The organism is Mesorhizobium sp. C432A (assembly GCF_030323145.1).
In the GTDB taxonomy this organism is placed as follows: Bacteria; Pseudomonadota; Alphaproteobacteria; order Rhizobiales; family Rhizobiaceae; genus Mesorhizobium.
Genome location: NZ_CP100470.1, coordinates 4,146,957 through 4,170,926, shown reverse-complemented (window position 1 = coordinate 4,170,926; position 23,970 = coordinate 4,146,957). Strand labels below are relative to the sequence as shown.

Here is a 23,970-nt window from a genome sequence, read left to right as displayed (position 1 = left end):
TTTGTTGTTATCTATCGAGCGCGAGGCAATCCTCGCGGCCACAGCCCAGCCGGATCGCCGTACCCGGATCGAGCTTCGGCTGAGACGACGAAGTAGCAAGCTTGACGATGAATTTCTGGCCGCTCGCGGTCGCGGCGACGAGCCGGACATGATCGCCGACATAGATTGACTGAACGACCGTCGCCGGGATCTCGTTGAGCGCTGTGACGCCGTCCTGCAGAACGGACAGGCGCTCGGGCCTTATGGACAGCGTCACCCTGGCACCCGCAGAAAGCGCAGCGCCGCAGGACATGGCGTTCAGCACAACGTCGCCGTCGTCGAGGCGGACGGATACGCCGCCATCCTCGCTCCCGGCCAGCACGGCGCCGAACATGCGGTTGTTCTCGCCGATGAAGCTTGCGACAAAGCTCGCCGCGGGACGCTCGTACAGTTCGCGCGGCGTCGACAGTTGCTCGATGCGGCCGGCGCTGAACACTGCGATCCGGTCCGACATGGTCAGCGCTTCGGTCTGGTCGTGCGTGACGTAGACGAAGGTCACGCCCAGCCGGGCGTGAATATCCTTGATCTCGAACTGCATCTGCTCGCGCAGCTGCTTGTCGAGGGCGCCAAGCGGTTCGTCCATCAAGACAAGATTTGGTTCGAAAATCAGGGCGCGGGCAACCGCCACGCGTTGTTGCTGCCCGCCCGAAAGCTGCGCTGGCCGCCGATTGCCGAATTCGGGCAACTGGACCATGTCGAGAACGTTCCCGACACGTCGCCTGACCTCCTCGCGGCCAAGTTTGCGGACCTCGAGCGGGAAAGCCAGATTTTCGGCGACCGTCATGTGCGGGAAAAGCGCGTAGTTCTGGAACACCATGCCGATGCCGCGACGATTGGCGGGAACGTTGTCGATGCGCTGACCGTCAATGAGAATTTCGCCCTTGGTCGTATCTTCGAATCCTGCCAGCATCATCAGCGCCGTCGTCTTGCCGGAACCGGAAGGCCCTAGCAGCGTCAGGAATTCGCCGCGCATGATTTCCAGGTCGAGCTGGCGCACCGCCTGGACCGCATGCCCGTAGCGCTTGCTGACGCCGCGAAACTCGACGTGAACCGGCCCACGCGGAGATCCGCCCATCACCGCGCCTGCGCCTTCGGATCACGGCGTACCGAAGCCGGGCGCTTGCGAGCAGGCTGCGCCTCAGCCGCCGCCGCGGCGCGAAGAATGATGTCGGCGGCCTCGCGCAGATCGGCCACCAGGGCCTTGCGCGCAGCCGCGCCATCGGCGCGACGCAGCGCCGCGAGCATTTCGTCGTGATGGTCCAGGCCCAGGCCGTAGGTCACGTCCGAGCGGACGATGTTCAAGAACGGTCCTGCCTGCAGCCACAATTTCTCGATGATCTGCTGGATGAGAGGTGATCGCGCGGCATGGTACATCGTGAAATGGAAGCGCCTGTTCAGGCCGAGATAGTTAGCCATGACGTTGCTCTCGACGCACTCGCGCATCAGCCTGTTCAGCTTCGCCAATTCATCGAGTTCTTCGGGCGTGATGGTCGTCGCAGCCCATTCGGCCGCCGTCCCTTCAACGCTGCAGCGCACACGCACGAGATCCGAAATACGCGCCACCGTGGCCTCGGGGACGATGACGCCCCGGTTTGGGTGGTCGAACATCGCCTCGTCGCTGACGAGTTGCCGCAAGGCCTCGCGCACCGGCATGGCGCTGGTCCGGTACTGTTCGGCAAGCTGTCGCACGACCAGTCTTTGGCCGGGAAGGAAGTCACCGTTCATCAGTGCTTCCTTCAAGCCCGTATGGACACGAACATGAGCTGTCTTTTGCGCGGCCGAGCCAGCGGTGGCATCCTTGCGATCGAGCATCAGTTTGTCCGGCGGGGCAGTATTTTGAGGTTGCTCGACAGGAAATCGTCGAATGCGGCGGCGAAGCCGTCGAGTTCGGCGTTGCCAAATGGCAGTGACAACGCCAGCATGCCGCGCGGCGTCACGTAGTACCCTCGCAACAGCATCTCGATATGCCACAGCGCAATCACCGATGGATCGGCATCGTCGAGCCGCGCCGGCGTGTACACCGGCCCCCTGACGAAATGCAGGTTCATCAACGACCCGCGCCCTATGACGATGCCCTCGACGCCATGTCGTTCAAGGGAGACGTTCATCGCTTCACGCAAGCGATCGCCGCGCGCATTGATGGCGCGGCTCGCCTCTTGCGTCAGCACCTGCGTCAGACCGGTGAAACCAGCAGCCATGCTGAGAATATTGTTGTTGAACGTCCCACCATGCGAGAACGCACCAGGCAAAGCCGGATCGAAGCGGTCGACGAGGTCTGCGCGTCCACCGAATGCGCCAAAACTCGCACCGCCGCCGATGTACTTTCCGAGCGTCACGAAATCGGGAAAAATTTCATGAGCGCCATGGAGCGCTCGATAATCGAGGCGCGAGGTCATGACCTCGTCGAAGATCAGCAGCGCGCCGGTCTCCTTCGTCGCTGTGCGCAGCGCCTGCAGGAACTCGCGGGTCGCCGGGATGCAGCCGCCGCCGCCCATCATCGGTTCGACGATGACGGCGGCAAGCTCGTCGCCCTGTTCATTGATGAGCGCCACGGCGCCTGCACTATCGTTGTAGTCGGCGAAGACAAAGGGGAAAGGCAAATTGAGCGGTGAGCCGCCATGCGCAAAAGTCAGTATGCCGCCGTGATAGCCTTCCCGGAAGGCGAGTATCTTCGAACGCTTCGTGATGGCGCGAGCGGCGGAAATCGCCATGATGTTCGCCTCGGTGCCCGAGTTGCAGAAGCGCACGCGCTCGATGGCTGGAAAACGCTCGACCACCGCCGCTGCCAGGCGCGCCTCGTAGCGGTTGGGTGCACCCAGCATGATGCCGCCCTGTATGACCTCCACAAGGGCCGCCGAAATCGCCTTGTCGGAGTGGCCGTAGAAGCCGGCGCTGTATTCCGAGACCAAGTCGACATAGGTATGGCCGTCGAGATCGGTTACCCTGCAGCCCTCGCCGGAGACGAACGAAACAGGGAATGGCGGGTACCATAGAACGGCCCTCGTATTGCCGCCCGGCAACGATGCCGCGGCCTCGTTCTGACGCGCCAGGCTGTTCGGGTTGGCGTCAGCGAAACGCTGTCGCGCCTCGTCCAGAACAGCAGCGAGACTGACATTGGCGCGCACGTCTCTAGGGCCTTGCAGCATTCGATCAAATCCCCTTGTCTTTTTAACTTTTTTGTACCCTATCGCAAATTCCTGTTGCTAATCAATCCATTTTGCGTTTGAAATTTGATCAAATCCACAACGATAAGAAAGGGGAACTGCGATGAGGACTTATCTGCAAGCCGTATCTGCCGCCGCGATCTGCCTCGCGACCTCGACTTTTGCCGCGTCCGCGGCCGATCCCGTCACGGTGGTCGGCTGGGGTGGTACATGGGACAAGGCCTACAAGGATGGAGTCTGGGACAAGTACACCGAAAAGACGGGCGTCCCGATCGTCATGGAAGAGTGGGGCGGCGAGGTCGCCAAGGTGCGTGCCCAGGTGCAGGCGGGCAACATTACCTACGACGTCGTCTCGGTGGAAGCGCCCGCCATGGAAGTCGGCTGCGCCGAAGGCCTGTTCGTCCCGCTGACACCCGAGATCACAGGCGACGCAGCGAATTATCTCCCAGGAACCCTGCACGAATGCGGTGTCGCGTCCGACACATGGGCAACGGTTCTTGCCTACAACACGGATGTCTATAAGGGCGACGCCGCGCCAAAGAGCTGGGCGGACTTCTGGAACGTCGAGAAATTTCCGGGAAAGCGCGGCCTCTACCAGCAAGCGCAGTTCACACTGGAAAATGCGCTGATGGCCGACGGCGTGAAACGCGAGGACATGTACAAGGTGCTGGCCACGCCGGAAGGCGTCGACCGGGCTTTCGCCATGCTCGACAAGATCAAGCCGAACGTCGTCTGGTGGTCCACCACGACGCAGGGCATCCAGAACCTGGACAGCGGCGAAGTGACGCTCAGCGACGCGTTCAATGCACGCATCACCAACGAAGCCATCAACGAGAAGAAGCCCTACGCCATCGCGTGGGACGCCGGCTTCTTCTACGGCACCGACTACTGGGCCGTGGTGAAGGGCGCACCGCACCAGCAAGGCGGGCTGGATCTCCTCAAGTGGTTCTCCATCCCTGAAAACCAGGCCGGCTTCTCCAAGCTCTATGCCTATGGCACCGGCCGCAAGGAAGCCGCCGACCTCATTCCCGCGGACTGGAAGGCCAACCTGCCGACGTCGCCGGAGCACCTCCAGTACGGCGCCGCCTATGACAACGACTTCTGGACCGAGCACAAGGAAGCGTTGGAAGAACGCTTCAAGGCCTGGCTCGCGAAGTAACTTGGGCATGTTGGCCGGGACAAAACCGGCTATAAAGCGACGCCAACGGGGCGGCATGCTCGCCCTGTTGACGGCTCCGCTTATATTATTCGTAGTCATTCTGTTTCTGTGGCCGGTGGCGCGCTTCCTCGCTCTGGCCGTCGACAACTCGGATTTCTCGAACAACCTGCCGCGCACCATTGCCGCTCTTGCCGGCTGGAAAAGCAGAGAGCGGCCTGCCTGGCGAACCCGTCTTTGCAGCACTCGTCGAGGACCTGGCCGACGCGCGGCGCGCCGGGAAGGAAGGCGTCCTGGCGCAACTCGTGAACCAGCGCGTTGTCGGTAGCCGTTTCCTCGTCATCAAGACGGCAAAGGATGCGGCCGACGGCAAGCTCGGCATGCGCCCCGTGCGCGACGAGGTGCTCGCCCAACAGGCCGGCTGGAAAAACATCGATCTCTGGCAGGTCATAGCGCGTCAGCAAAGCGCGCGAACGGACTATTATCTGCTTGCGAGCCTCGACCTGAAGCGCGGCGCGGACAATTCGATCGAAGCCGTTTCGGCCGACCGCGCCATCTTCGTCGACGCGCTGCTGCGTACGATCTGGATCAGCATCGTGGTGACGGTCATCTGCGCGGTGCTCGCCGTGCCGCTGGCGCAGGCGATCGTCAGCGCGCCGCCTGCCTGGTCGAAGCTGATGTTCGCGCTGATCCTGTTTCCGCTCTGGACATCGCTGCTGGTGCGCACCGTCATCTGGATCATCGTGCTGCAGAAGAACGGTCCCGTGAATTCCACACTGCTCGGATTGGGTATCGTCAGCGAACCCCTCGACCTCATCTACACCCGCTTTTCGCTGTACCTGGCGATGGTTCAGGTTCTGCTGCCCATGATGGTCCTCTCCGTCGTCGCCGTCATGCGGCGGGTTCCGACCACCTACATGCGCGCGGCGCTGTCGTTGGGCGCGCCGTGGCTCACGGCGTGGCGCCGCGTCCAGTTGCCGTTGATCCTGCCCGGGATCCTGTCCGGCGGGGCGATCGTTTTTGTCTTCGCTCTCGGCTATTACATCACCCCGACGCTTGTCGGCGGGCCGACAGACCAGATGATCTCCAGCTACATAGCCTTCTACACCAACAGCACGCTGAACTGGGGCATGGGCGCAGCGCTTTCCCTGCAACTGCTGATGATCCTCGTATTGTTTGCGTTCCTGTTCTGGACGGCATCCGTCCTCTTCCGCAGCAAGGCGCATGTCGTATGAGCGCCGACCGCTTCCGGAAATGGCTGATGTACGCCTATGCGGCGACGTTGCTGGCTTTCATCATCCTGCCCCTGCTGATCGTGGTCCCCATGTCGCTGACCTCGAGCAATTCGCTGGCATTTCCGACGCCGGGCTGGTCGTTGCGCTGGTATGCCGAACTGTGGGTCGACGAGCGCTGGCCGAACGCGCTGTGGAACTCGGTCATCATCGGGCTATCCACCACGGTTCTGGCTTTGCTGCTCGGCATACCTGCGGCGATCGGGCTCGCCTGGGGTGATTTTGCCGGGAAACGGATCCTCTACGCGATCATCGCCGCGCCTTTGGTGACGCCGGTCGTCATCGTCGGCGTCGCGGCCTTTTCATTCTTCGCCACGTTGGGACTCGTTGGCAACAAGCTATCGATCATTCTGGTGCACACGGCGATGGCCGTGCCTGTGATGCTAACCACCGTCGTCGCCAGCCTTTCGACCTTCGACCGGACGTTGGTTCGTGCGGCGGCATCGCTGGGCGCCGGCGCCATGCGCACCTTCTTCAAGGTGGTGCTGCCGCTGATAGCGCCGGGCGTCGTTACAGGGGCCATCATCGCCTTCATCATTTCTTTCGACGAAGTCGTCGTCGCAAGCTTCCTCTCGACGGGCGCGGAGCGAACCTTGCCCCGCATGATATTCTCCGGGGTGCGCGAGTCCATCAGCCCTGCCATCGCGGCTGTCGCCGTGCTGCTGATCGCTTTCTCGGCGATCCTGCTTGGGCTCATCGCCATCCTGCAGAGCCGCTCGCAAGCTCTCCGCGCAAAGGCATCGGCATGAAACTGGTTCCGTCGGTGCAGCAACTCGAGACCGAGATGACGGCGTGGCGGCGGCATCTCCATGCCAATCCCGAGCTCGGTTTCGAAGAGTTCGAGACGGCCCGTTTCGTGGCGGACAAACTGCGCGCGTGGGGCATCGAGACGACCGAAGGCGTCGGACGCACAGGTGTCGTCGGCACGCTCAGGGGCAGGCTTGGCGCTGGTCGCAGCCTTGGCATCCGCGCCGACATGGATGCCCTGCCGATGACTGAGGCACGGCCGCTGGCGCATGCGTCCCGCACCCCCGGGCGGATGCATGGCTGCGGCCATGACGGCCATACCACTATGCTGCTCGGCGCAGCCTCGGCGCTTGTTCGCTCGCCCGACTTCGCCGGCACGGTGCATTTCATCTTCCAGCCGGCCGAGGAGGGTCGAGGTGGGGCGCTTGCCATGCTGAACGAGGGTCTTTTCGAGCGTTTCCCCTGCGATGAAGTCTACGCGCTGCACAATTGCGAACGGCCGCTCGGCGAGATCGCCGTCCACCGCGGAACGGTGGCCGCGGGGGCCGATCGCTTCGGGATCGTCGTCCACGGAAGGGGCGGCCATGCGGCGATGCCGCATCTGGCGATCAATCCACTCCCCATCGCCGCGCGCATCCTGCTGGCAATCGAAGCCCTGCCCGGCCGCGTCACCGATGTGCATTCTCCCGCAATCGTCACCGTTGGCAGCCTGCGCGCAGGCGAAGCCTTCAACACCATCCCCGATACGGCGTTTCTGACCGGCACCGTGCGCACCTTCGACCACCAGGTTCAAAAGACGCTGGAGACGGCAATCCGCCGCATCGCGAAAAACGAAGCTGAAGCTTTTGGCGCCGGCATCGACCTCCGCTACGAAACGCCCTTCGCACCGACGATAAACACTGCGGCGCAAGCCGACGCGATGATCGCGATTGTGAACGAGGTGATGGGACCGGCAAGTCTCGTCATCGATCCGCCTCCCGAGATGGGTTCTGAAGATTTCTGCTACATGCTGGAACAGCGGCCCGGCTGCTATTTCCTGCTCGGCCAGGCCGACGATGCGCACCAGGCCGCGGCTCACGACACCAACTACGATTTCAACGACGCAATCCTGCCGATTGGCGCGAGCCTTTGGGTCAGGCTCGTGGAGCGCCGCCTATCAGCCAGAGGCGCATCGTGATGCAACTGACGGAAAAGGACATCGTCTGGCGAAGCCATTGGCTGCGGCAGGCCCTGCCCGAGGACCCGAACCTTGCGCCTCCGCTCGAAGAGGCGACGCAGGCTGACATCTGCATCGTCGGCGGCGGCTATCTGGGCCTGTGGACCGCTATACGCCTCAAGCAGCACAATCCCGCCTTCGATGTTGTCATCGTCGAGCGCGACATTTGCGGCGGTGGCCCGAGCGGCCGCAACTCCGGCATGGTGCTCTCGGCATGGACGAAATACAGCGCGCTCGCCGCGCTGCGCGACGGAAACGATGCACTTTCGATCATCAAGGCATCCGAAGCCGCAATCGGCGGCATCGAGGCTTTCTGCAAGGCCGAGGGAATAGACAGCTGGTTTGATCGCATCGGCTGGATCTGGGGTGCGACGTGCGAAGCCCAGCTTGGCGTCTGGGACGACGCGTTGAACAAGCTGGCGGCGCATGGCTACGTGCCGGCGCGACGAGTTTCGCGCGACGAGATCGCAGCGATGGCCGGCACGACGAGCCACCTCGGCGGCGCGTTCGATGCGTCGTCGGCAACCGTGCATCCCGGTTTCCTCGTGCGCGGCCTGCGCCGGGCAGCACTAACACGCGGCGTGCGCATCTATGAAAAGTCGCCGATGACGCGGTTTTCGCGCGACGGCACGCTCAAGGTGGAGACGGGGAGAGGCACTGTGTCCTGCGGCAAGATTGTGCTTGCCATGAATGCATGGTCCGGCGCCATTCGAGAACTGGCGCCGGCAATCTTCAACATCTCCAGCGACGACGCCATGTCAAAACCCATTCCAGACCTTCTCGACAAGATCGGCTACCGCCGCGCGCCGCTGATGATCGATTCCCGCGTTTTCGTCGGCGGTTGGTCGCCGACGCGCGATGGTCGGCTGTCTGTCGGCGTCAGTGGCGGCGTCATCGGCCTCGGCGGCATCGTCGACAGGCGGTTTCATGGTCTATCGCCACGGGTCGCCGACATGCGCCGCGCGTTGCGGGATGGTCACCCGGCGCTCGCCGACTTTCCGCTCGATACATCATGGAACGGCCCGATCGATCGGACCGTCAGCGGCGTGCCACTGTTCGGCGCCCTGCCCGCCAACCGCGACATCGTCTACGGCTACGGCTTCTCCGGCAACGGCACGACGATGGCCTATCTCGGCGGCAAGATCCTGACCGGCCTGTTGACCGGCGGCGAATCCGAGCTCACCCATTCGGCGCTCGTGCGCCCAGTGACGCGAGGCTTCCCATCCGAACCATTCCGGTTCGTCGGCGCGCATTTCGTCCGCGGCGCGGTGCGGCGGCGCGACGATCTCGAACATGCCGGCCGCAAGCCCGGCCTCGTGACCAGATGGCTGGCGGGATTGGCCCCGTCAGGCGTCACCCCTTCGAAAGCCAACCTCCGCGCAAGGAAAGGATGAACTGTGTCCAAGGCCAAGATATTCAAGCACAGCGAATTGACCCTGAAGCCGTCGGTCACGCCGACCGGCACATCCTCGATTGCCCGCGTGATCAATGCCGATATCAGTCGGACAATGGGCGGCGGCATCGAGTATCTCGAGAACGCCTCGATCGACTGGACCGTGACCTATGACGAGGTGCTGTTCATCCACGAAGGCACCTTGACGATCGAACTTGACGATGGCCGCCATGAGTGCAATCCGGGCGACATCGTGTGGCTGCCCAACGGCACCCATCTGAAATACATCGCCACCGAACGGACCGGTTATTTCTATTGCCTTTACCCATTCGACTGGGCAGCACGGCAGGGAACGGTAGAACCCTGAACTGACAGGCACTCCTTCTCCATCCGTTGGCCATCCGCAGCGCAGTTCCGAACCCGGACGTCCAGACATCGACTCCGGCTCCTACTCCTCGGGTTGTCACTTTCATCATATGTCATGCTGGCGCGCATGTCTGGCGGCAGATAGCAGCGACACAGCTCACCCGCACCACCTAAGCAGGAACCGGTAGCTCGACGAGTGGGGGGAAAGCCGGTAGCGCTTTCTCGCTACCATTCGCGGACAATGTGAACAAGTTTAGCGCGAAACCGCCACCGCTAGCCACACTATTGCGGTTGCACCTGAAAATTCCGTCGACTGAAAATCAGCCAACCCAAACCGCATGCCACGGCGACGTTAATCAGCGCAAGGGCGGAAAGTGTCGCCAGTGTGCCGTAGGCACCGAAGCGCTCTAGAAGCACCGCGCCAGGGAGGGCGCCGCCGCTTGGGCAATCAGGCTCGGCATGGCAAGGCGGCCCATCAGCTTGGCGTAGCCATTAGAGCCGAACATCGCGAGCGGGAGTGTTCCACGCGCGATGGACTCTAGGCCAATGCCTGCTCCGTAGAATGCGAGTGCCAACGGAACGATCGGCATGCCGAGCCAAAGAGCAGACACCCCGATCGCAACGAAGGTCACCGAAGCGAACTTGGTCCAGATCGGGTGATGGAACCGTGCGATCACCATCTCGATTGTCCGCGCAGCCACCTGGAACGGACCGACAAGGGCTCCAAGCCCCACCGCCGCCGCAAGCGTCATGCCGCCCTTCTGCAGGATCGTCAGCAGATGCACCGACAGGGTCGAGGAGATCACGGCGGCAAGGGTCAGGGTCGAGGCAAGCACGACCATGATCGGTAGATTGGAGCCGGTTTGGAGAGCAGGCGTCACTGCCGCACTCGATGCGGCCTTGACAAGCGGTTGCGGCAGGCCGCGAGGCAAGATCACAAGGTAAAGCGGTAAGGCGAGGGAGAGCTGGACAGCGGCGTAGGCCAGGCACGTGCCGCGCCACCCTATCTCCCCCAGCAAAAAGGCCGAGATCGGCCAGCAGATCGTGCTCGCAAAGCCGGCGAACAGAGTGAGCGTCGTGATAGCAGAGCGCGCACCATGGCCGTAGAGCCGGCCAAGGGTGCCGAAAGCAGCGTCGTATAGACCTGCCCCCATGCCGAGGCCGATAACCAGCCACGCCACGATGTAGGCGGCCGGATTGGGGGCTACCGCAAGTCCGACCTGGCCGAGCCCGATGCAGCGAGCGCTGAAGGCCAGAACGTTGCGGCCACCGTGCCGTTGGATCGAAGACCCGGCACGCGGCGAGATAACTCCCGCCGTGAGCAATCCGAGAGACAGGCCTCCGAGGACCCAGGGCAGAGGCCAGCCTGTATCCGCAGCGACTGACGGCGCAATAACAGCGGGGAGATAATACGATGATGCCCACGCCATGATCTGTGTCACGCCGAGCGTCGTGATGATCGTGCGACGCCCGCGCACGACGGCAATCGGCTGAGGCGAAAAGGTCATGCCGCGGCGCTGCAGCCGCAGCCAGCCTTGCCACCCTCCTTCGCTTACGCGTCCGCGACACAGCAGGCGTCAACCGCCTCGGCCGCCGGGCCACCGCAGCAGCCTTTCGAAGCTGAGCCGGAAAACGATGCCGGCACTGCAGACGCCGGTCTCCGGCAGCACCAGTTGAACGGCATCGGCCGCCGCCATGTCACCAGCGATCGCCGCAGCGACGGAGCGAACCTGCTCGTAGCCCGTCAGCAGCAGGAACGTCGGCGCACTGCCATAGCTCTTGATTCCGACCGTATAGAACCCCGGTTCCGGATGGCTGAGTTCACGGTGGCCATGCGGGGGGACGTCCCCGCAAGAGTGCTCGTTGGGATCGATGAGAGGGCCGAGGGCCTTTACGCTTTCAAGCCATGGATCCAGATCGAGCCGCAGCTCCCGGGTCAGAGCGAGGTCCGGCGCTGGCCCGTGGCCGCGATAATCCTGTCGACAGGACCGATGGTCAGAACACCATCTTTGGTTTGCCCGTCCACAAGCAGGCGACCATCTATCTCACGGATAACTGTGGTGGCAAAGCCGGTCACAAGACGAACGCGGCCGCTTTCGGCAAGGTCCTTGACTTCGGAGCCGAGTTCACCGCGTGCGGGCAAAGCGTCAGCATCGCCGCCACCGTAGATCCGTACCAGGTCGGTGCTGCGTGTCGTCCAGATTGCAGAGGTGCCTGGAGCGCTTTCTGACAGATTGGCCAGTTCCAGCAAGGCATTGGCAGCGGAATGACCGGCTCCCGCCACGAGTGTAGTGCGGCCAGCGTAGAGGTCGCGATCCCGGCCCAGGACATCGGGGATGCCGTAGCCGATCCGGTCGCGGAACTCGCTCTCGCCTTCAGCGGACAGGCCGCCGGCGCCGAGCGGGTTCGGTGTTTGCCATGTGCCTGACGCATCGATGACGGCCCGGGCATTATCCCGGCGCTGTCCACTCGTGGTTTCAACCATCAGCATGAAGGGCCTCAGTTCACGCCCCTTGCTGACGACCTTGTCGGCGCCCCAGCGAGACACGGCGATGACGCGGGCGTTGGTCTCGATGGTCGGTGCCAGTTCCGGAAGCTGCGCGAGCGGGCCGATGTATTGGTTGACCATCTCATCAGCGGTGGGAAATGCCTCGAGCTCCGGCATTGTCCATCCATGGCCCTTGAGCAGCCGTCGAGCGACAGCGTCAACGCAATAGCGCCAGGGCGTGAAAACGCGAACGTGCCCCCAGTCCAACAGGTTCGAACCCGCGTGCGAACCAGCCTCGTAAACCTTCACCTTCAGTCCACGGCTGATCAGTTGAGCGGCCGCGGCGAGACCCACCGGCCCCGCGCCGATCACTGCCACCGGGAGATCTGCCATGTCGTTCATTCGTTCGATCCTTCCAGTATCTTCGAATTATTCGGGCAAAAAAATCAGGCGACAACTTTGGTGGTCGAGGGCGCACATTTTGCGTCGGCACAGCACTCGTCAGCCAAATAGCCGATCAACGCATTCATGCCGGGATAGTTGGCGCGGCAGATCAGCGTCGTCGCCTGACGCTCCTGGGTGACAAGTCCCGTATCGACCAGCCGTTTAAGGTGATGCGACAGCGTTGAAGACGGGATCTCGAGTCTCTCCTGGATACTGCCGACCGGCAGTCCTTCGTCCCCTGCCCTGACCAATATGCGATAGAGCTGGAGCCGCGTCGGATTTCCGAGACTTTCGAGCTGGGATGCAGCTTGTTCGAGTTTCATGGAAATAGGAATAACCGTGGCAGCTCGCAGATCCCGCAGTTCCTGGACCTTCGGATGATCGGCAGATGTCGAATCGGGGAGTGGCAGGCCCGAGGGATTGAAGATACGCACCTCGGCACCCAAACGGCGCAGGATATACGGGCAGCCTCTCCGTAGCGAGCCGGGAATAGGACCGTTCGCGCAAAGATCCGTAGAGCATCAGCACGCGCGGTTTGTGAATGGAGCGGGGCGCGTCCAGCAGAGCCTGCATTTCGATCGGCCGAGACTGCTCGTCGTCGACGTTCGGCAACGTGTCATCGGCCGCGTGGTTCTTTTCAGCCAATGCGCTTACCCTTGTTGTCGACCACGACTTCGCCATCCTGTTTCACGAACGGCCCGATATCGGGATTAGGCAGGATGTCGAGAACCGCTTCCGAGGGCCGGCCTGGAACCACGCCAAGAGGTGTGACCACGATCGGCCGGTTGATCAGGATCGGATGCGCCAGCATGAAATCAAGGATTTCGTCGTCGGTCCGCTTGGGATTGACCAGATCAAGTTCGGCATAGGGCGTGCCTTTCTCGCGCAGCAAATCGCGTGGTTTCCGTGGCGGCGATCAACCCAATGAGCTTTTCTCGTGATGGCGGGGTTCTCAAACACTCGATGACTTCCGGTGTCTCGCCGGATTGCCGGATCATGGCGAGCGTGTTGCGCGAAGTGCCGCAATCGGGATTGTGATAGATGGTGACGGTCATTTTGCTGCTTTCATTGATGTGACTGGTTCGGGCTCGGCGAGCAGCCATCCGGCCAAGCCATGGCGACGCTTGCTCCCAGCAATTCGGCAACGATAAACCCCGGCACGCGACTCAGCCCGATCGGTGACGACCTCGACCGCGGCTGCTGGGTCAACGGGCCCAAATGGCTTGGCTAATCGGCAGAGGCGATAGCGGCATGGGTTTGCATGACGGGGTTCTTCTTGGAACCGCGGTCTACGGCCTCTGCATTTGGCCGACATTCTTGTGAGCCTGCCAGACGGTGCTCTTTTGAAGCGCTTGCGCGCAGCCGCCGATTGGCTCGGCGACATTGCCGGCGCCTTGCTCCAAAAGGCTTGCGTCAAAAGCGCCGCGCCGACGGGGCGCCGGCTGCGCGTCGATGGCAGTTCGATCTCGCGCCCTGGCAGTGCCGGCACGGACTGGCGGGTGCATGCCACCTACGAACCGGCGCTCGCACGCTTCACGCATCTGGAGATCAGCGACGTGCGCGGGGGTGAAAGCTTCTTGCGTGTTCCGCTACGCCAAGGCGACATTGTTGTTGGCGATCGCGCCTACGCCCGCGCTCCATCCCTTGAAAAGGTGGTGTCGGCGGGTGCCGACTTCATCGTGCGCACGGGCTAGACCAGTGTTCGGCTGACCACGCCCGACGGGCAACGGGTCGACTGGAACGCCATCTATGAGCCCATGCAGCCTGGTGAGGTTTGCGAGATGAACGTGCTCGTGGAGCATTCGGGTCGCAAGGGACGAGGCAAGCGCCCTTGCCGACAAGGCTCATCGTCAAGCGCAAGGATGAGAAGGCCACGCAAAAGGCCCACAGGCTGCATAGTCTCCTGCGTTCTGAAATCCTCAACGCCATGCTGATGGTGATGCGGCCGGGAAAAATCCTCACCCGCGTCACTGAAATCATTCGTCACGTCTGCGATCCACCAAGACGGCGCAAAAGCCAATCCGCCGCTGCAAGAAGCGCCGTCTTGGTGTAAAGTTAGCGCTTATGGGCTCTTCTCTCACCCCAGCAGGTGCACGCTATCTTTTAAGATGTGGAGGCGCTGAGCTTGCGCACCGCTCACTATCCACCCCAACGACGGCTGCCCCGATAGCCAATCCTATTGTTCGCGCAGAGCCCGACCCATGGCAGCGTAGACCGGAGCGCTAAGATATTCCCATGCTGACCTCGCTCCAGTCTCGATCATCACTTGTGTGTTCATCCCGGCTTGCAATGCCACGGGCGTTGCCTTCAGGGACTGAGGTGTCAGAACGATGCGAGCTGCATAAAATGCCTTGCCAGTGCGCGGATCGACCAGCCGGTCTGCTGAAAGGGTGCGGACATCACCGTTCATGGGCTGCTGATACCGCCTGCCCACCGCGCTGAGCCAGATGGTCGCGTGCAGCCCCACTTTCACCTGGTCGACGTCGAGCGGGTCCACGTTGGCAATCACGACGAAGTTGTCGTCGACGGGCACGATATCCATCAGAGGATCGCCTGCTGCTATCACCCCGCCAATGGTGTGAATCTTGAGCCCCACTATGGTGCCTCCGATGGGAGCGCGGATCTCGGTTCTTGTCATCACGTCATCGGCGGCGGCTATTCGTTGAGCGGATTCATATATCTTGGCACGCACCACCCCAAGCTCAGCGACAATGTCGGCCGCCGTGGATGCGTTAAGTTCAGCAACCTTGAACTTCGTCTCCTCCATTTTTTGCCTGGCAACGCCAATTGACGCGATATAGCCGCTCAGGTCGCCTCCCACATTCGCCTTTTCAGTCTCCAAATCTGTCAGGCGCGTCCTTACCACCAGCTTCTTTTGATAAAGGGCACGAACATCGCCCAGCTGCTCCTCGATCAACTCCAGTTTCCGTGTGGCCGCAGCCACCTGCCCTTCATAGCCCTCTATCTCCTTATGCAGGCTTCCGGTCGTTTGCTGCAGCAAGGAAAGTCTCTCACGAAGCAAGGTCTGACGTGTTCGAAAGATACTCTCCTGGCCGGAAACAGCCTCGGCCGCCATTTTACCGGGCTCCTTTAACTCTGGCGGAATCTCGATTGAGTCCTTGCCGTCTCTCTCGGCGATCAACCGTGCCTCGGTAGCTTTCGCCTCGTACCATTGCGCCTTGATCTCGTTCGCAGCGGCCGTAGAAGCAGTGCTCTGCAGTCGTACCAGGACCTGACTTGCCGATACGCGATCGCCCTCCTGAACCAATATCTCGGATACAATCCCACCTTCGAGATGCTGCACTGTCTTTACGTTTGAGGCTACCTCCACCAACCCGTTGGCAACAATGGCGCCCTGGATTGGAGCCGCAACAAGCCACATGCCGGTCAGGGTCGAAAAAATTGCGATTATCGCGAAACCGAGAACAATGAAGTTCTTACCAAAGGGCGCAGGATCGTCTCCGGGTTGTTTGGCGCCAACGGCGAGCGGGACTGTCACTTTACACTCCGCAACTCAGTTTTCACGGAACGAACCGCGCGCTCCGTGGGATCGGAGAGCTCAGGCGTTCGGCCGCCCAGGATCAGCGTCCGGTCGATCAATCCGACAAGACGGTTGGTTTGTCCCGACATGGTAATGACTACCGAGCATCCCGATCCCTTCATGACTTTCACCGCTGCTTCAAGCGCCCTTCTCGACGAACTGTCAAAATTGGCGAATGGCTCGTCCAGAACGATAAGTCTCGGAGCGCGAAACAGCGCCCTTGCAAGCGCAATCCGTTTCCGTTCGCTGCCAGACAGCCCGATCGTGTCGTCAAGCACTGTGTCATAGCCTTGGTCCAGGCGAATAATAACATGGTGGATTCCTGCTATTTTTGCAGCAGAAACCACATCATCGATGGAGCTTTGTTGAAACCGGGCAATATTCTGGGCGACGGTTCCCTCGAACAGTTCGACCTGCTGTGGCAAATAGCCAATGGCCTCGGCTCTAACATGATCCGGAAGCCGAGTGACGTTCATGTCTCCCAGGCGAACCTGTCCGGTTCGTGGCTTGAGCAAGCCTATCAGGAGGCGGGAGAGCGTTGTCTTGCCCGTCGCTGCGCGCCCGATGACCAATAGCAACTCGCCTGGCGCCAGCGACAGCGACAGTTTCCTGAATACGTCTTCTCGCGATCCCGCGTGCCTGAACGCTACTTCATCAAGAATTAGTGTGCCGCGCGAAGTTCCAGGCAGCAAGGACGGGTCCCCGTCCGACGGCCTGGCCAGGTCCGCCTTGATTTTGGCGTATCCTTCGCGCGCCTCGCGGAGGCCTCTGAGTTCCCCAACCGCTTTGCCAACCATCCTGTAAGCGAAGTTGGCTATGAGTCGGGCTGCAAATATCCCCCCTAGCGACGCCTGGTCGTTCAGGAACAGCCATATGCCGGAGGCCAGCAGAATAATGTAGAGGCTACGATTTAGCACCCGGATCGCGGCATCCAGGCTGGATCCCCAAGCATTAAGCCGGTCTCTTTGCAGGAAGCCGTCCGCCCGGCTCCTAGCCCAGCGCCCGGCGATTGCGTCCGCCATTGCAAAGGCACTAACAACGTCCTTGTGCCGCTCCGCCGAAACCAACACCTCTTTTGCCTGCTTGGCGGCATCGCGTTCCGCTTGACGGGGTTCGCGTGTGAACTTTTCCTTCAACAGGCTCATACCAACCAGCAAAACGGTAGCTGCCAGCGCGATCAGCCAGAGAACCGGATGGATGAAGTACACACACAACAGGAAAATCGGTGCCCAAACGACATCCAGCCAGGCAGATAGCCCGCGTTCAACAAAGCTGGAGACCTTTTCGATGCTGGCCAGAAGCGGCGGATTGGCTACGCCTGACGTCAATCCGGCTTTCACGGAATGGCTGGTCAACTGATGCTCGATCCAGACACTCCAGCGCGAGAGCATGCGACGGCGAATGGTTTCCAGTGCGACGCCGGCTACCAGGGCGAGCAAGGCAGCCAGGGTCAGGATGACAAGGGTTTCAACGCTGCGGCTCGAGATGACCCGGTCGAATATCTGTATGAGATAGAGCGGGCCGGCAAAGCGCAAAACATTGATAAACACGCTGAATACCACCAGAGCCGCAAGGCCGGGTATCGACTTTCTCCACATTTCGCTGAGGGGGCCGCTATACCGACGCCTGCCTCGTGTGTTCATCGGGACACCGTCTTTCACGCGCGTCCAAGGGGAGCGTGCTGATCAGAATGCTCATTGAAGAGGCCAGAGAAATTCATGATCACCGCATCAATGTCATCATGAGCATCCAACGGCGGCGCCTCAAGTGCGTTTTGCAGAGGTCTATCGTGATGATCGGCCGCCTCAAACATTGACCAGGTTTCGTTCAGCAGGTAGGACATCCGGGCAGCCGGGAGCGGAGCGCAGCCGAGGGCCTGCACGATGCCGCCGAGCGACGACTTGAGGGCACCGCGGCTTTTTGCCAGCACTGCTGCCTCTACTATTTCCGCGGGCGCCTGCACCGACATGAATGTGGGGATAGAACCCTGGGAACCCTGGGAAGGCCGCTCAGGCAGAGTGACCAAGATGCTTCCGAATGGACTGGGCCACGTCGCCAGGCTGCCATTGGCATTTACTTCTCCCAGTTCGGCTACAATCAACTCGCGCGCGACCTTTGCCAAGAAATCAATCCGGAGTTGGTGAGAATGGGCTCGATCCACGCCGAGCGGCATGGCTGCCTCCGACGATGCCGCAATGCGCCGCAGGTACGGGTTGTTGCTCTGTCCGTTGGACAGTTTTTCCGCAGCGCGGGCCCTAAACACAGGACCGAGCGCGCCATCCTGGAGATCCCACGGGGAATAGCAATGCAGCCCGGTAGCTTCCTCAGCCTCTCTCACGCCAAGCGGTGATCGGCCAAGTCTGCCGCTGATGGCCAGCACCTTGTGGCCGGCAGCGCGCAACGTATCCACTCCATACTTTGCACCCATCGCGTCGTAGGACGCGAATATTGTGCCAAGAGCCATGCTGCGAAATGATTCCGCCAGAATTAACTCGGACGTTTCCTTCTGCTGCAGCCCGTCGGCAATCTCGATGACAGCAACGTCGCATCCATTTTCGGCTGCATGGTTCAGCAGGCGGAAAGCGCCCTTTTCGATCATTTCCACTGAGGCAAGATAAGTGGTTGCAAACCCGGCGTCGGTGAAATCAAGAACGATGTCAGCGCCCGCATCGCGCACAATCCAGGTGTCGCCACCGGACCCAGTTCCGGTAATCTTCAGCGCGGCAACCTTAAGCCCTGCTCTTTTGAAACCTCTTACCAACGACGTCGCCGTCAATGTCTTTCCCGCGTTCATGGATGTTCCCAGCGACAGGACAATCGGCAGAGAGGGGCGAAGGTCGTCGGAGCTGACCTTGTAATCCCAAACATTCAATCGGCGACCGAACTTGTCCCCGATCAGTCCGAGAGGGGTGATCTTCGTTGGCGCGATCATGCGATCATGTCTGGAAAGCTCACACGCTGCGATGCCTCCCCCCGCCACTAGGTCACATGGTCCGAGATCAGGGCCAATAACAGCTTCGAACTGGTCCGGTGCGTATCTGTTTCCATAGCAAATGATTATCTCATCGCCGGGAAACATGATCGCCTTTCTCCCGTTGATCAGTTCCAATCTGCTGTGATTGCCGAGTTTGTCCACACGAGCCAGGACAAGATCGCCTGCGACCGGCTGCAAGGAACCTGTGATCAACGTACGCATATGCGAGGCCGCGACCCGGCGAGTCGCGAACGAACGCTTGGCTTTCTTCATGCGCCCGCGCTGAATTCTACAAACAGACATGATACTCACCCCAACGCTACTTCAATTACGCAGTCCGAGTCTTTTTATCTTAAACTTTATTGAAGTTTTATTTTCCTCTGGTTCCAACCTTTCTTTATTTTTTTGTTGCCTTAACCATTAGCTAACCATAATATAACTGAGGGTTGCGCGCAAGCGGTGGAGGCAGGAACCTTTCGTAAAGCAGACGGAAGGTTAATTGGGGGGCAAAATGTATGGTTATGGTATGCCCAATTGAGGAGTTGGAACCATTTGAGATTGCCGGTTTCAGGACGCTATCCGGCCTCAATGTGTATAACGCGAATACAGTCGTTAAATTAACGCTGAATTTAGGGCAACTGGCTACTGCCCGCGTGTCCGGTTTATCTTCCGGGGCTTGCTCAGTGCTTGCCGGACTGTTTCCGGAGTGCGAGCAGGATGCTTTGGTGCCCTCGTATCTAGCTGATGCGATCCTGGTCGCCGACCTCGAGCTTCGCCGCGCGATGAATTTTTATACGTTTCCAACTGTGGCCACGTTGGTGAGCGATCCGTCCGAGATCAATTCAGTGATCGTCTGGGAGTCGGACGACCCGCAAATGTCGCGAGCGGCCGCGGCGGCTGTCGTTGATGCGGTCAGCGAGGCAACGCGAGATGGGAATGCCACATCGAAGTATTGCCTCGCACGGGAATTGAACCTGGAAAGAGCAAAGAAACGGCGACTTTCAAATTCGACCGCAGTGCTGGTTGCGGCCGCCAAGAGGAACCGCATCCCGTTCGAGTTTGTTGCGCGCAACCACCTTCGTCTCGGCCAAGGCAAGAACCAAAAGCAGCTCTTCTCAACGATATCCGGTTCGACATCGTTTGCGTCGGCGAAAGTGGCGCTGGACAAGAGGCTGGGCAACAGGCTTTTGGCGCAGGCCGGCTTGCCCGTACCGCGCCAGCTTACGGTTCGCAGCAAATCCGAGGCGGTCGCTGCCGCCAAGCAGCTGGGCAAATCTGTGGTGGTGAAACCCGCCCAAGGCAATCAGGGGCGCGGAGTTTCAGTCAAGCTGCGGGGACGCCGCGCTATTGAAGCCGCGTTCGACATAGCGTGCCAGGTGGCTCAGTCTGACCGGTATGGCGTGCTGGTAGAAGAGTTCATCGCCGGCCCGGAGTATCGAGCGACGATTGTTGATTTTCGTGTCGTGGCAGCAGTCCTATGTTGCCCGCCGCAGGTTACCGGCGACGGCGAAAAAACGCTGCGTCATTTGATCGATGATTTGAATCGGGAACCCGACAGGGACGGCAGGCGTCTGTCGCCTCTCGAAATCGACGACGACCTGCTTAGACACCTGTCATTGCACCATCTTACGATGGAGACTATCCCGATTGCCGGGCAGCAGGTGGTTCTGCGGCCAAACGGTCACCTCGCACGCGGAGGCGTACCGGTTGACGTTACAAACTCCGTCCATCCGGACAATCATAAGCTATGTGAACGTATCGCCAGGGTCATTGGGCTCAGTATTGCCGGGTTGGATCTGATCATGCCCGACATTGCGCAATCTCACAAAGATGTCGGGTGCACTGTCATCGAGGTGAACGCTAGACCAGGGATCGAGTTTCATCTTTGGCCGCGGGCCGGCACGGCAAGGGATGTGAGCGAGATAATCCTGGCCAATATGTACGACGATCCGGCTTCATCGGAAGTTGCCACGGTGCTCGTCCTTGGCGACCGGCATACCAGCATGGTGGCAAAAGCAATCCAGCACCGGTTCATGGCAGAGGGGCGGAGCATCGGCCTCTTGTCGAAGAAAGGCGCCTACATCAACACCGCACCACAAGAATTCAGCCAGCGAGCAACACCGCAAATGCTGGCCAGGGATCCTTTATTGGAAGCGCTGGTTTATGCCGCTTCTCCAGCAAGAATCTCGGAGAACGGTCTTGGTCTGGGCGCTTGCCACGCCGTGTCGGTGACGGCGACGGACGTCGAGAATTGCGAGCTTCTCAAAAACCTGGCCAAAGCAGTTTTGAACGCCGGCAACCGTGGCTATTTTATAGTCGACAATGAGGATTTAGTATCCCGCCAGGCGTTGTCGGCGCTGCCTGTTGAAAGATTGATTCTGACAAGTGCCGAGACTGAGCTTGGCCCTGATTTGCGGCGACATCTACAACGCGGTGGATTGGCTCTATCGATGCGGTGGAGCACCGATGGGTCCGGAGCCAAGATGACGCTTGCATCGGGATCTGGCGAGCTGGTTGCGGAACCTGCCACGTTTGCGTCGCGACCGCCGCAGCTCAAGGCTGCCATGCATGCAATGGCAATTTCGTATCTGGCAAAACGGGATGCATGGTTCGATGAGGTGGCGTCGCCACCTTCGAATCGACCTTACGCAAATGGAGTTCAGCAGCAGGCAGGAGTTTCTCTGCTGAGGTAAAAAGGGAGTAGCGTTCATGGATACTGTTTCAGCAACTGCGACACCAAATGTTTCCCAAGGCGACGCAGCAGCACTCGTTGCCTTGGCCTTGCAACGCACCAAGAACAAGGCGGGGCAGCCTAGAACCCGTGCAAGGATGTCTTACAAGACATTCAGGCGCTTGACCGGGCGTCGTATAGGGGGGGCAAAATTTGTGAGGGAGTTCACTGCGGAGATGATGAACCTGGGTTGGCTGATGGTGCGCATGCCGTCGGCCTACGGCTTCGTGCGCGCAGCCTCCCTGGACAAATGGCAGCTCACAAAATCGGATGCGGTCGCGCAGGAACTCAAGCTGATTAATGAGGGGGCAGTGGCTGAGGCGTTGGACATTGCTCGGCAGGAACTGGGTGAACCCGGTCACGTGGGCAAGTCAACAAGCGCTTATGCCGCGCCAATTCCGCGGAAAAAACCAGGCGCAATGGACAAATAGATCGATCTCGGCGGCCTTGACCACCAGAAGGCTTCTGTCGACGCAAACGGTCATCTCAACCAGGATGGAGACCATGGCAAACAAACAGACACTCCCTGAAGAAGTTCGCGAACTCCCTAAACTTAGCATGAAACCGATCGAGGAGATTGACAGCATGCAAATCTCCACCGCACTCGGGAAAAATCGGCCGTTTGTTGTACGAGGCTGGGTTAAAGCCTCCGACGGTTGGGGCTTGGACGACCCCAAATGGGCGCGGCATACCGGCCAGGTTACGCTAGTTCCAGGGGACGACACCACGGTGTCCGCTGCATCCTATGTCTTACGCAAGAGCGGGATGACTCGCGAAATGACCTTTCAAGAGTTGTTCGAGCGGATCCTAGGCCAGGGGAAATGGCAACCACTGATGGACCCCAACGAGCGCTACTACATGTTTGGTGGAAAAGTTCCCAGCAGTCTTCTGGAAGCATTGCCTTGGCCAAGCGATCTGGAGTTCATTGGCTCGTCTCCCTATGTTGCTTCCGAAGGGGTTACCGCCAAGGCACACTATGATCATTGGTATGCGTTCCTCGTGCAGCTACACGGGACAAAAGCGGTCAAAATGTTTCCCCCTTGGGACTATAGTTTCATCTATCCGGAGCATGAAAAGACGACCGACAATCCTAGGCGAGCGCTTGTGGATTTGAATAATCCCGATTTTAACCAGTTCCCCTTGCTGAAGCAACTGCATGGAGAGATTGCCGTACTGAATGCAGGTGACCTTCTGTATATGCCAGTCGATTGGTGGCATGAGGTTGAAACTGCGGGATTCTCCGTCAGCATCAACCGGCGTTTGAGACGGAGTGCGCTGGACTGGGCCGGCGCTCTGCTTATATTTGGATATTCGGTCCTGCAGGGCGCATACCGTTACGGGATCGAACCGATCCCTAGCAAAGAAATTAAGGGCCTGGCCACGCATGCCTATGATGAGTGGAAGAGCGACACCGGCAAAACGCAATACGATCAATGGTGCGGATACCTTGCCAAGTTGGGGCGGGACCAATCGAAATCGTTGCGGATCCCCGAAGATTTCGGCGTCCTCATGGCGCAGTGGTTGCAGACTGAGCAAGAGCCAACGAACGCAGAGTTTAACGGGCTCTCGCATCCCACGGCTGGACTTCCTGTTCGGCAGTGACCTGCATTCCGGCTTTCGGACCATTGGGAGCTGGAAATTTCCACTGAGTTGAAAGTTTTCGGGAGCGCAGATCGCGACAGGCTGATGAGGGACGGCGGTTGCGGAGCATCGTTGGTTCACCGGACCTGAGCTCGGCCATGACCTTCGCTGCCCTCGAGCAGTGGGCGAGGCAGAGCGGGCCGCTCGACGTCTGCTATCCGCTTGTGCTATCCGCTTGGTGGCCTCGCGACCTTCGGATCGACCTCACAGGAATGGAGTTCACCGCAGGGAGGAGCTTCTCTACTGAGGTAAAAGGGAGTAGCGTTTATAGATATGTTTTTCCAACTGCCATCCACACCGACTGTTTCGCGAGTTGATGCCGCGAACTCGTGGATTTGGCCTTGCAACGCAGCAAGAGCAAGGCGGGAGCCTCGAACGAGGATGTCATACAAGAGGTTCGGGCGCTTGACCGGGGACGCTTCGGTGCTGGGAGGTTCCGAGAGAATTCACCACGGAAATGATGAACCTGGGTTGGCTGATGGTCCATATGCCGTCCGGTTACGGTTTCGTACGCGCAGCCTCCCTGGACAATGGCCGCTCACGAAATCGAACGTGGTCGCGAAGGAACTCAAGCTGATCGGTGAGGGATCGCTCGCGCAAGTGCTGGACAATGCACGGCGGGAGCTTGGCGAGGCGACCGACCCAAGCAGCGGGCGCCCTCAATGGGGCGACCCGGAAGAAGAGTGGTCCGATAGGCACGAATTGACGGAAAAGCGGTAGCGAATATCCTCAGGGCAGCGGTTACTGCTTTGCGTACGGGTATGACGGCGAAAGCAGT

19 protein-coding genes and 3 pseudogenes are annotated in these 23,970 nt (G+C 60.3%); 12 read left to right on the top strand and 10 right to left on the bottom strand.

Going from position 1 to position 23,970, the window contains the following annotated elements; all coding sequences use genetic code 11:
• Nucleotides 1-7: 7 nt before the first annotated feature.
• The 3 genes from NLY33_RS20230 to NLY33_RS20220 are packed head-to-tail and all read right to left on the bottom strand — an operon-like array spanning nucleotide 8 to nucleotide 3,185.
• Entirely contained in the window at nucleotides 8-1,114 is a 1,107-nt protein-coding gene (locus NLY33_RS20230) for an ABC transporter ATP-binding protein (protein WP_031196318.1), read from the bottom strand.
• Nucleotides 1,114-1,851: a GntR family transcriptional regulator gene (locus NLY33_RS20225; RefSeq protein ID WP_023708281.1), complete on the bottom strand. Its 738-nt coding sequence runs from the start codon at nucleotides 1,849-1,851 to the stop codon at nucleotides 1,114-1,116. The genes NLY33_RS20230 and NLY33_RS20225 overlap by 1 nt, the downstream gene beginning before the upstream one ends.
• Nucleotides 1,851-3,185 carry an aspartate aminotransferase family protein gene (locus NLY33_RS20220; RefSeq protein ID WP_031196320.1) on the bottom strand — a complete coding sequence of 445 codons (1,335 nt, stop codon included), beginning with the start codon at nucleotides 3,183-3,185 and terminating at the stop codon, nucleotides 1,851-1,853. The genes NLY33_RS20225 and NLY33_RS20220 overlap by 1 nt, the downstream gene beginning before the upstream one ends.
• A gap of 121 nt (nucleotides 3,186-3,306) precedes the next feature.
• Between NLY33_RS20220 and NLY33_RS20215 the strand changes: the two genes are divergently transcribed.
• The 6 genes from NLY33_RS20215 (at nucleotide 3,307) to NLY33_RS20190 (ending at nucleotide 9,374) form a co-directional block, all read left to right on the top strand.
• Nucleotides 3,307-4,362, top strand: a complete 1,056-nt coding sequence (locus tag NLY33_RS20215) for an ABC transporter substrate-binding protein (protein WP_023683358.1) — start codon at nucleotides 3,307-3,309, stop codon at nucleotides 4,360-4,362.
• Between the two features lie 188 nt (nucleotides 4,363-4,550).
• Entirely contained in the window at nucleotides 4,551-5,594 is a 1,044-nt protein-coding gene (locus NLY33_RS20210) for an ABC transporter permease (RefSeq protein ID WP_156932590.1), read from the top strand.
• A complete protein-coding gene (locus NLY33_RS20205; protein ID WP_050590882.1) occupies nucleotides 5,591-6,400 on the top strand; it encodes an ABC transporter permease in 810 nt (269 codons plus the stop codon). Before NLY33_RS20210 ends, NLY33_RS20205 begins: the two co-directional genes overlap by 4 nt.
• On the top strand, nucleotides 6,397-7,575 hold the full coding sequence (locus NLY33_RS20200; RefSeq protein ID WP_023708278.1) for a M20 aminoacylase family protein: 1,179 nt from the start codon (nucleotides 6,397-6,399) through the stop codon (nucleotides 7,573-7,575). Before NLY33_RS20205 ends, NLY33_RS20200 begins: the two co-directional genes overlap by 4 nt.
• On the top strand, nucleotides 7,575-9,008 hold the full coding sequence (locus NLY33_RS20195) for an NAD(P)/FAD-dependent oxidoreductase (RefSeq protein ID WP_023708277.1): 1,434 nt from the start codon (nucleotides 7,575-7,577) through the stop codon (nucleotides 9,006-9,008). Before NLY33_RS20200 ends, NLY33_RS20195 begins: the two co-directional genes overlap by 1 nt.
• A 3-nt stretch (nucleotides 9,009-9,011) precedes the next feature.
• Nucleotides 9,012-9,374, top strand: a complete 363-nt coding sequence (locus NLY33_RS20190) for a EutQ-related cupin domain-containing protein (protein WP_023822801.1) — start codon at nucleotides 9,012-9,014, stop codon at nucleotides 9,372-9,374.
• Between the two features lie 281 nt (nucleotides 9,375-9,655).
• Here NLY33_RS20190 and NLY33_RS20185 read toward each other — a convergent pair.
• The 4 genes and pseudogenes from NLY33_RS20185 to arsC form a co-directional block, all read right to left on the bottom strand.
• Nucleotides 9,656-10,881, bottom strand: a pseudogene (locus tag NLY33_RS20185) (MFS transporter).
• Between the two features lie 44 nt (nucleotides 10,882-10,925).
• Nucleotides 10,926-12,263: pseudogene (locus NLY33_RS20180) on the bottom strand (NAD(P)-binding protein).
• A gap of 44 nt (nucleotides 12,264-12,307) precedes the next feature.
• Complete coding sequence (locus NLY33_RS20175; RefSeq protein ID WP_023673340.1) at nucleotides 12,308-12,628, bottom strand: ArsR/SmtB family transcription factor; 321 nt, start codon at nucleotides 12,626-12,628, stop codon at nucleotides 12,308-12,310.
• Between the two features lie 314 nt (nucleotides 12,629-12,942).
• Nucleotides 12,943-13,360 (bottom strand): annotated as a pseudogene (gene arsC, locus NLY33_RS20165) (arsenate reductase (glutaredoxin)).
• A gap of 264 nt (nucleotides 13,361-13,624) precedes the next feature.
• On the opposite strand from arsC, the gene NLY33_RS20160 reads away from it, so the two are divergent.
• A complete protein-coding gene (locus NLY33_RS20160) occupies nucleotides 13,625-13,999 on the top strand; it encodes a hypothetical protein (RefSeq protein WP_156932591.1) in 375 nt (124 codons plus the stop codon).
• Between the two features lie 137 nt (nucleotides 14,000-14,136).
• Entirely contained in the window at nucleotides 14,137-14,358 is a 222-nt protein-coding gene (locus NLY33_RS20155) for a hypothetical protein (protein WP_023708273.1), read from the top strand.
• 123 nt (nucleotides 14,359-14,481) lie between these two features.
• On the opposite strand, the gene NLY33_RS20150 is transcribed toward NLY33_RS20155, so the two are convergent.
• The 3 genes from NLY33_RS20150 to NLY33_RS20140 are packed head-to-tail and all read right to left on the bottom strand — an operon-like array spanning nucleotide 14,482 to nucleotide 19,093.
• Entirely contained in the window at nucleotides 14,482-15,804 is a 1,323-nt protein-coding gene (locus NLY33_RS20150) for an HlyD family type I secretion periplasmic adaptor subunit (protein WP_023708272.1), read from the bottom strand.
• Entirely contained in the window at nucleotides 15,801-17,444 is a 1,644-nt protein-coding gene (locus tag NLY33_RS20145; protein WP_280804239.1) for an ATP-binding cassette domain-containing protein, read from the bottom strand. The genes NLY33_RS20150 and NLY33_RS20145 overlap by 4 nt, the downstream gene beginning before the upstream one ends.
• A 59-nt stretch (nucleotides 17,445-17,503) precedes the next feature.
• Nucleotides 17,504-19,093, bottom strand: a complete 1,590-nt coding sequence (locus NLY33_RS20140; RefSeq protein ID WP_023708270.1) for a hypothetical protein — start codon at nucleotides 19,091-19,093, stop codon at nucleotides 17,504-17,506.
• Between the two features lie 410 nt (nucleotides 19,094-19,503).
• Here NLY33_RS20140 and NLY33_RS20135 point away from each other — a divergent pair, with 410 nt between their 5' ends.
• From NLY33_RS20135 to NLY33_RS20120, 4 genes are all read left to right on the top strand, one after another.
• Nucleotides 19,504-21,513, top strand: coding sequence for an ATP-grasp domain-containing protein (locus NLY33_RS20135; RefSeq protein WP_198020339.1), 2,010 nt, complete (start codon nucleotides 19,504-19,506; stop codon nucleotides 21,511-21,513).
• Nucleotides 21,514-21,529: 16 nt separating this feature from the next.
• On the top strand, nucleotides 21,530-21,982 hold the full coding sequence (locus tag NLY33_RS20130; protein WP_196814078.1) for a hypothetical protein: 453 nt from the start codon (nucleotides 21,530-21,532) through the stop codon (nucleotides 21,980-21,982).
• A gap of 73 nt (nucleotides 21,983-22,055) precedes the next feature.
• Nucleotides 22,056-23,153 carry a cupin-like domain-containing protein gene (locus NLY33_RS20125; RefSeq protein WP_196814079.1) on the top strand — a complete coding sequence of 366 codons (1,098 nt, stop codon included), beginning with the start codon at nucleotides 22,056-22,058 and terminating at the stop codon, nucleotides 23,151-23,153.
• Nucleotides 23,154-23,744: 591 nt separating this feature from the next.
• On the top strand, nucleotides 23,745-23,912 hold the full coding sequence (locus tag NLY33_RS20120) for a hypothetical protein (protein WP_023708265.1): 168 nt from the start codon (nucleotides 23,745-23,747) through the stop codon (nucleotides 23,910-23,912).
• Nucleotides 23,913-23,970: the final 58 nt, after the last annotated feature.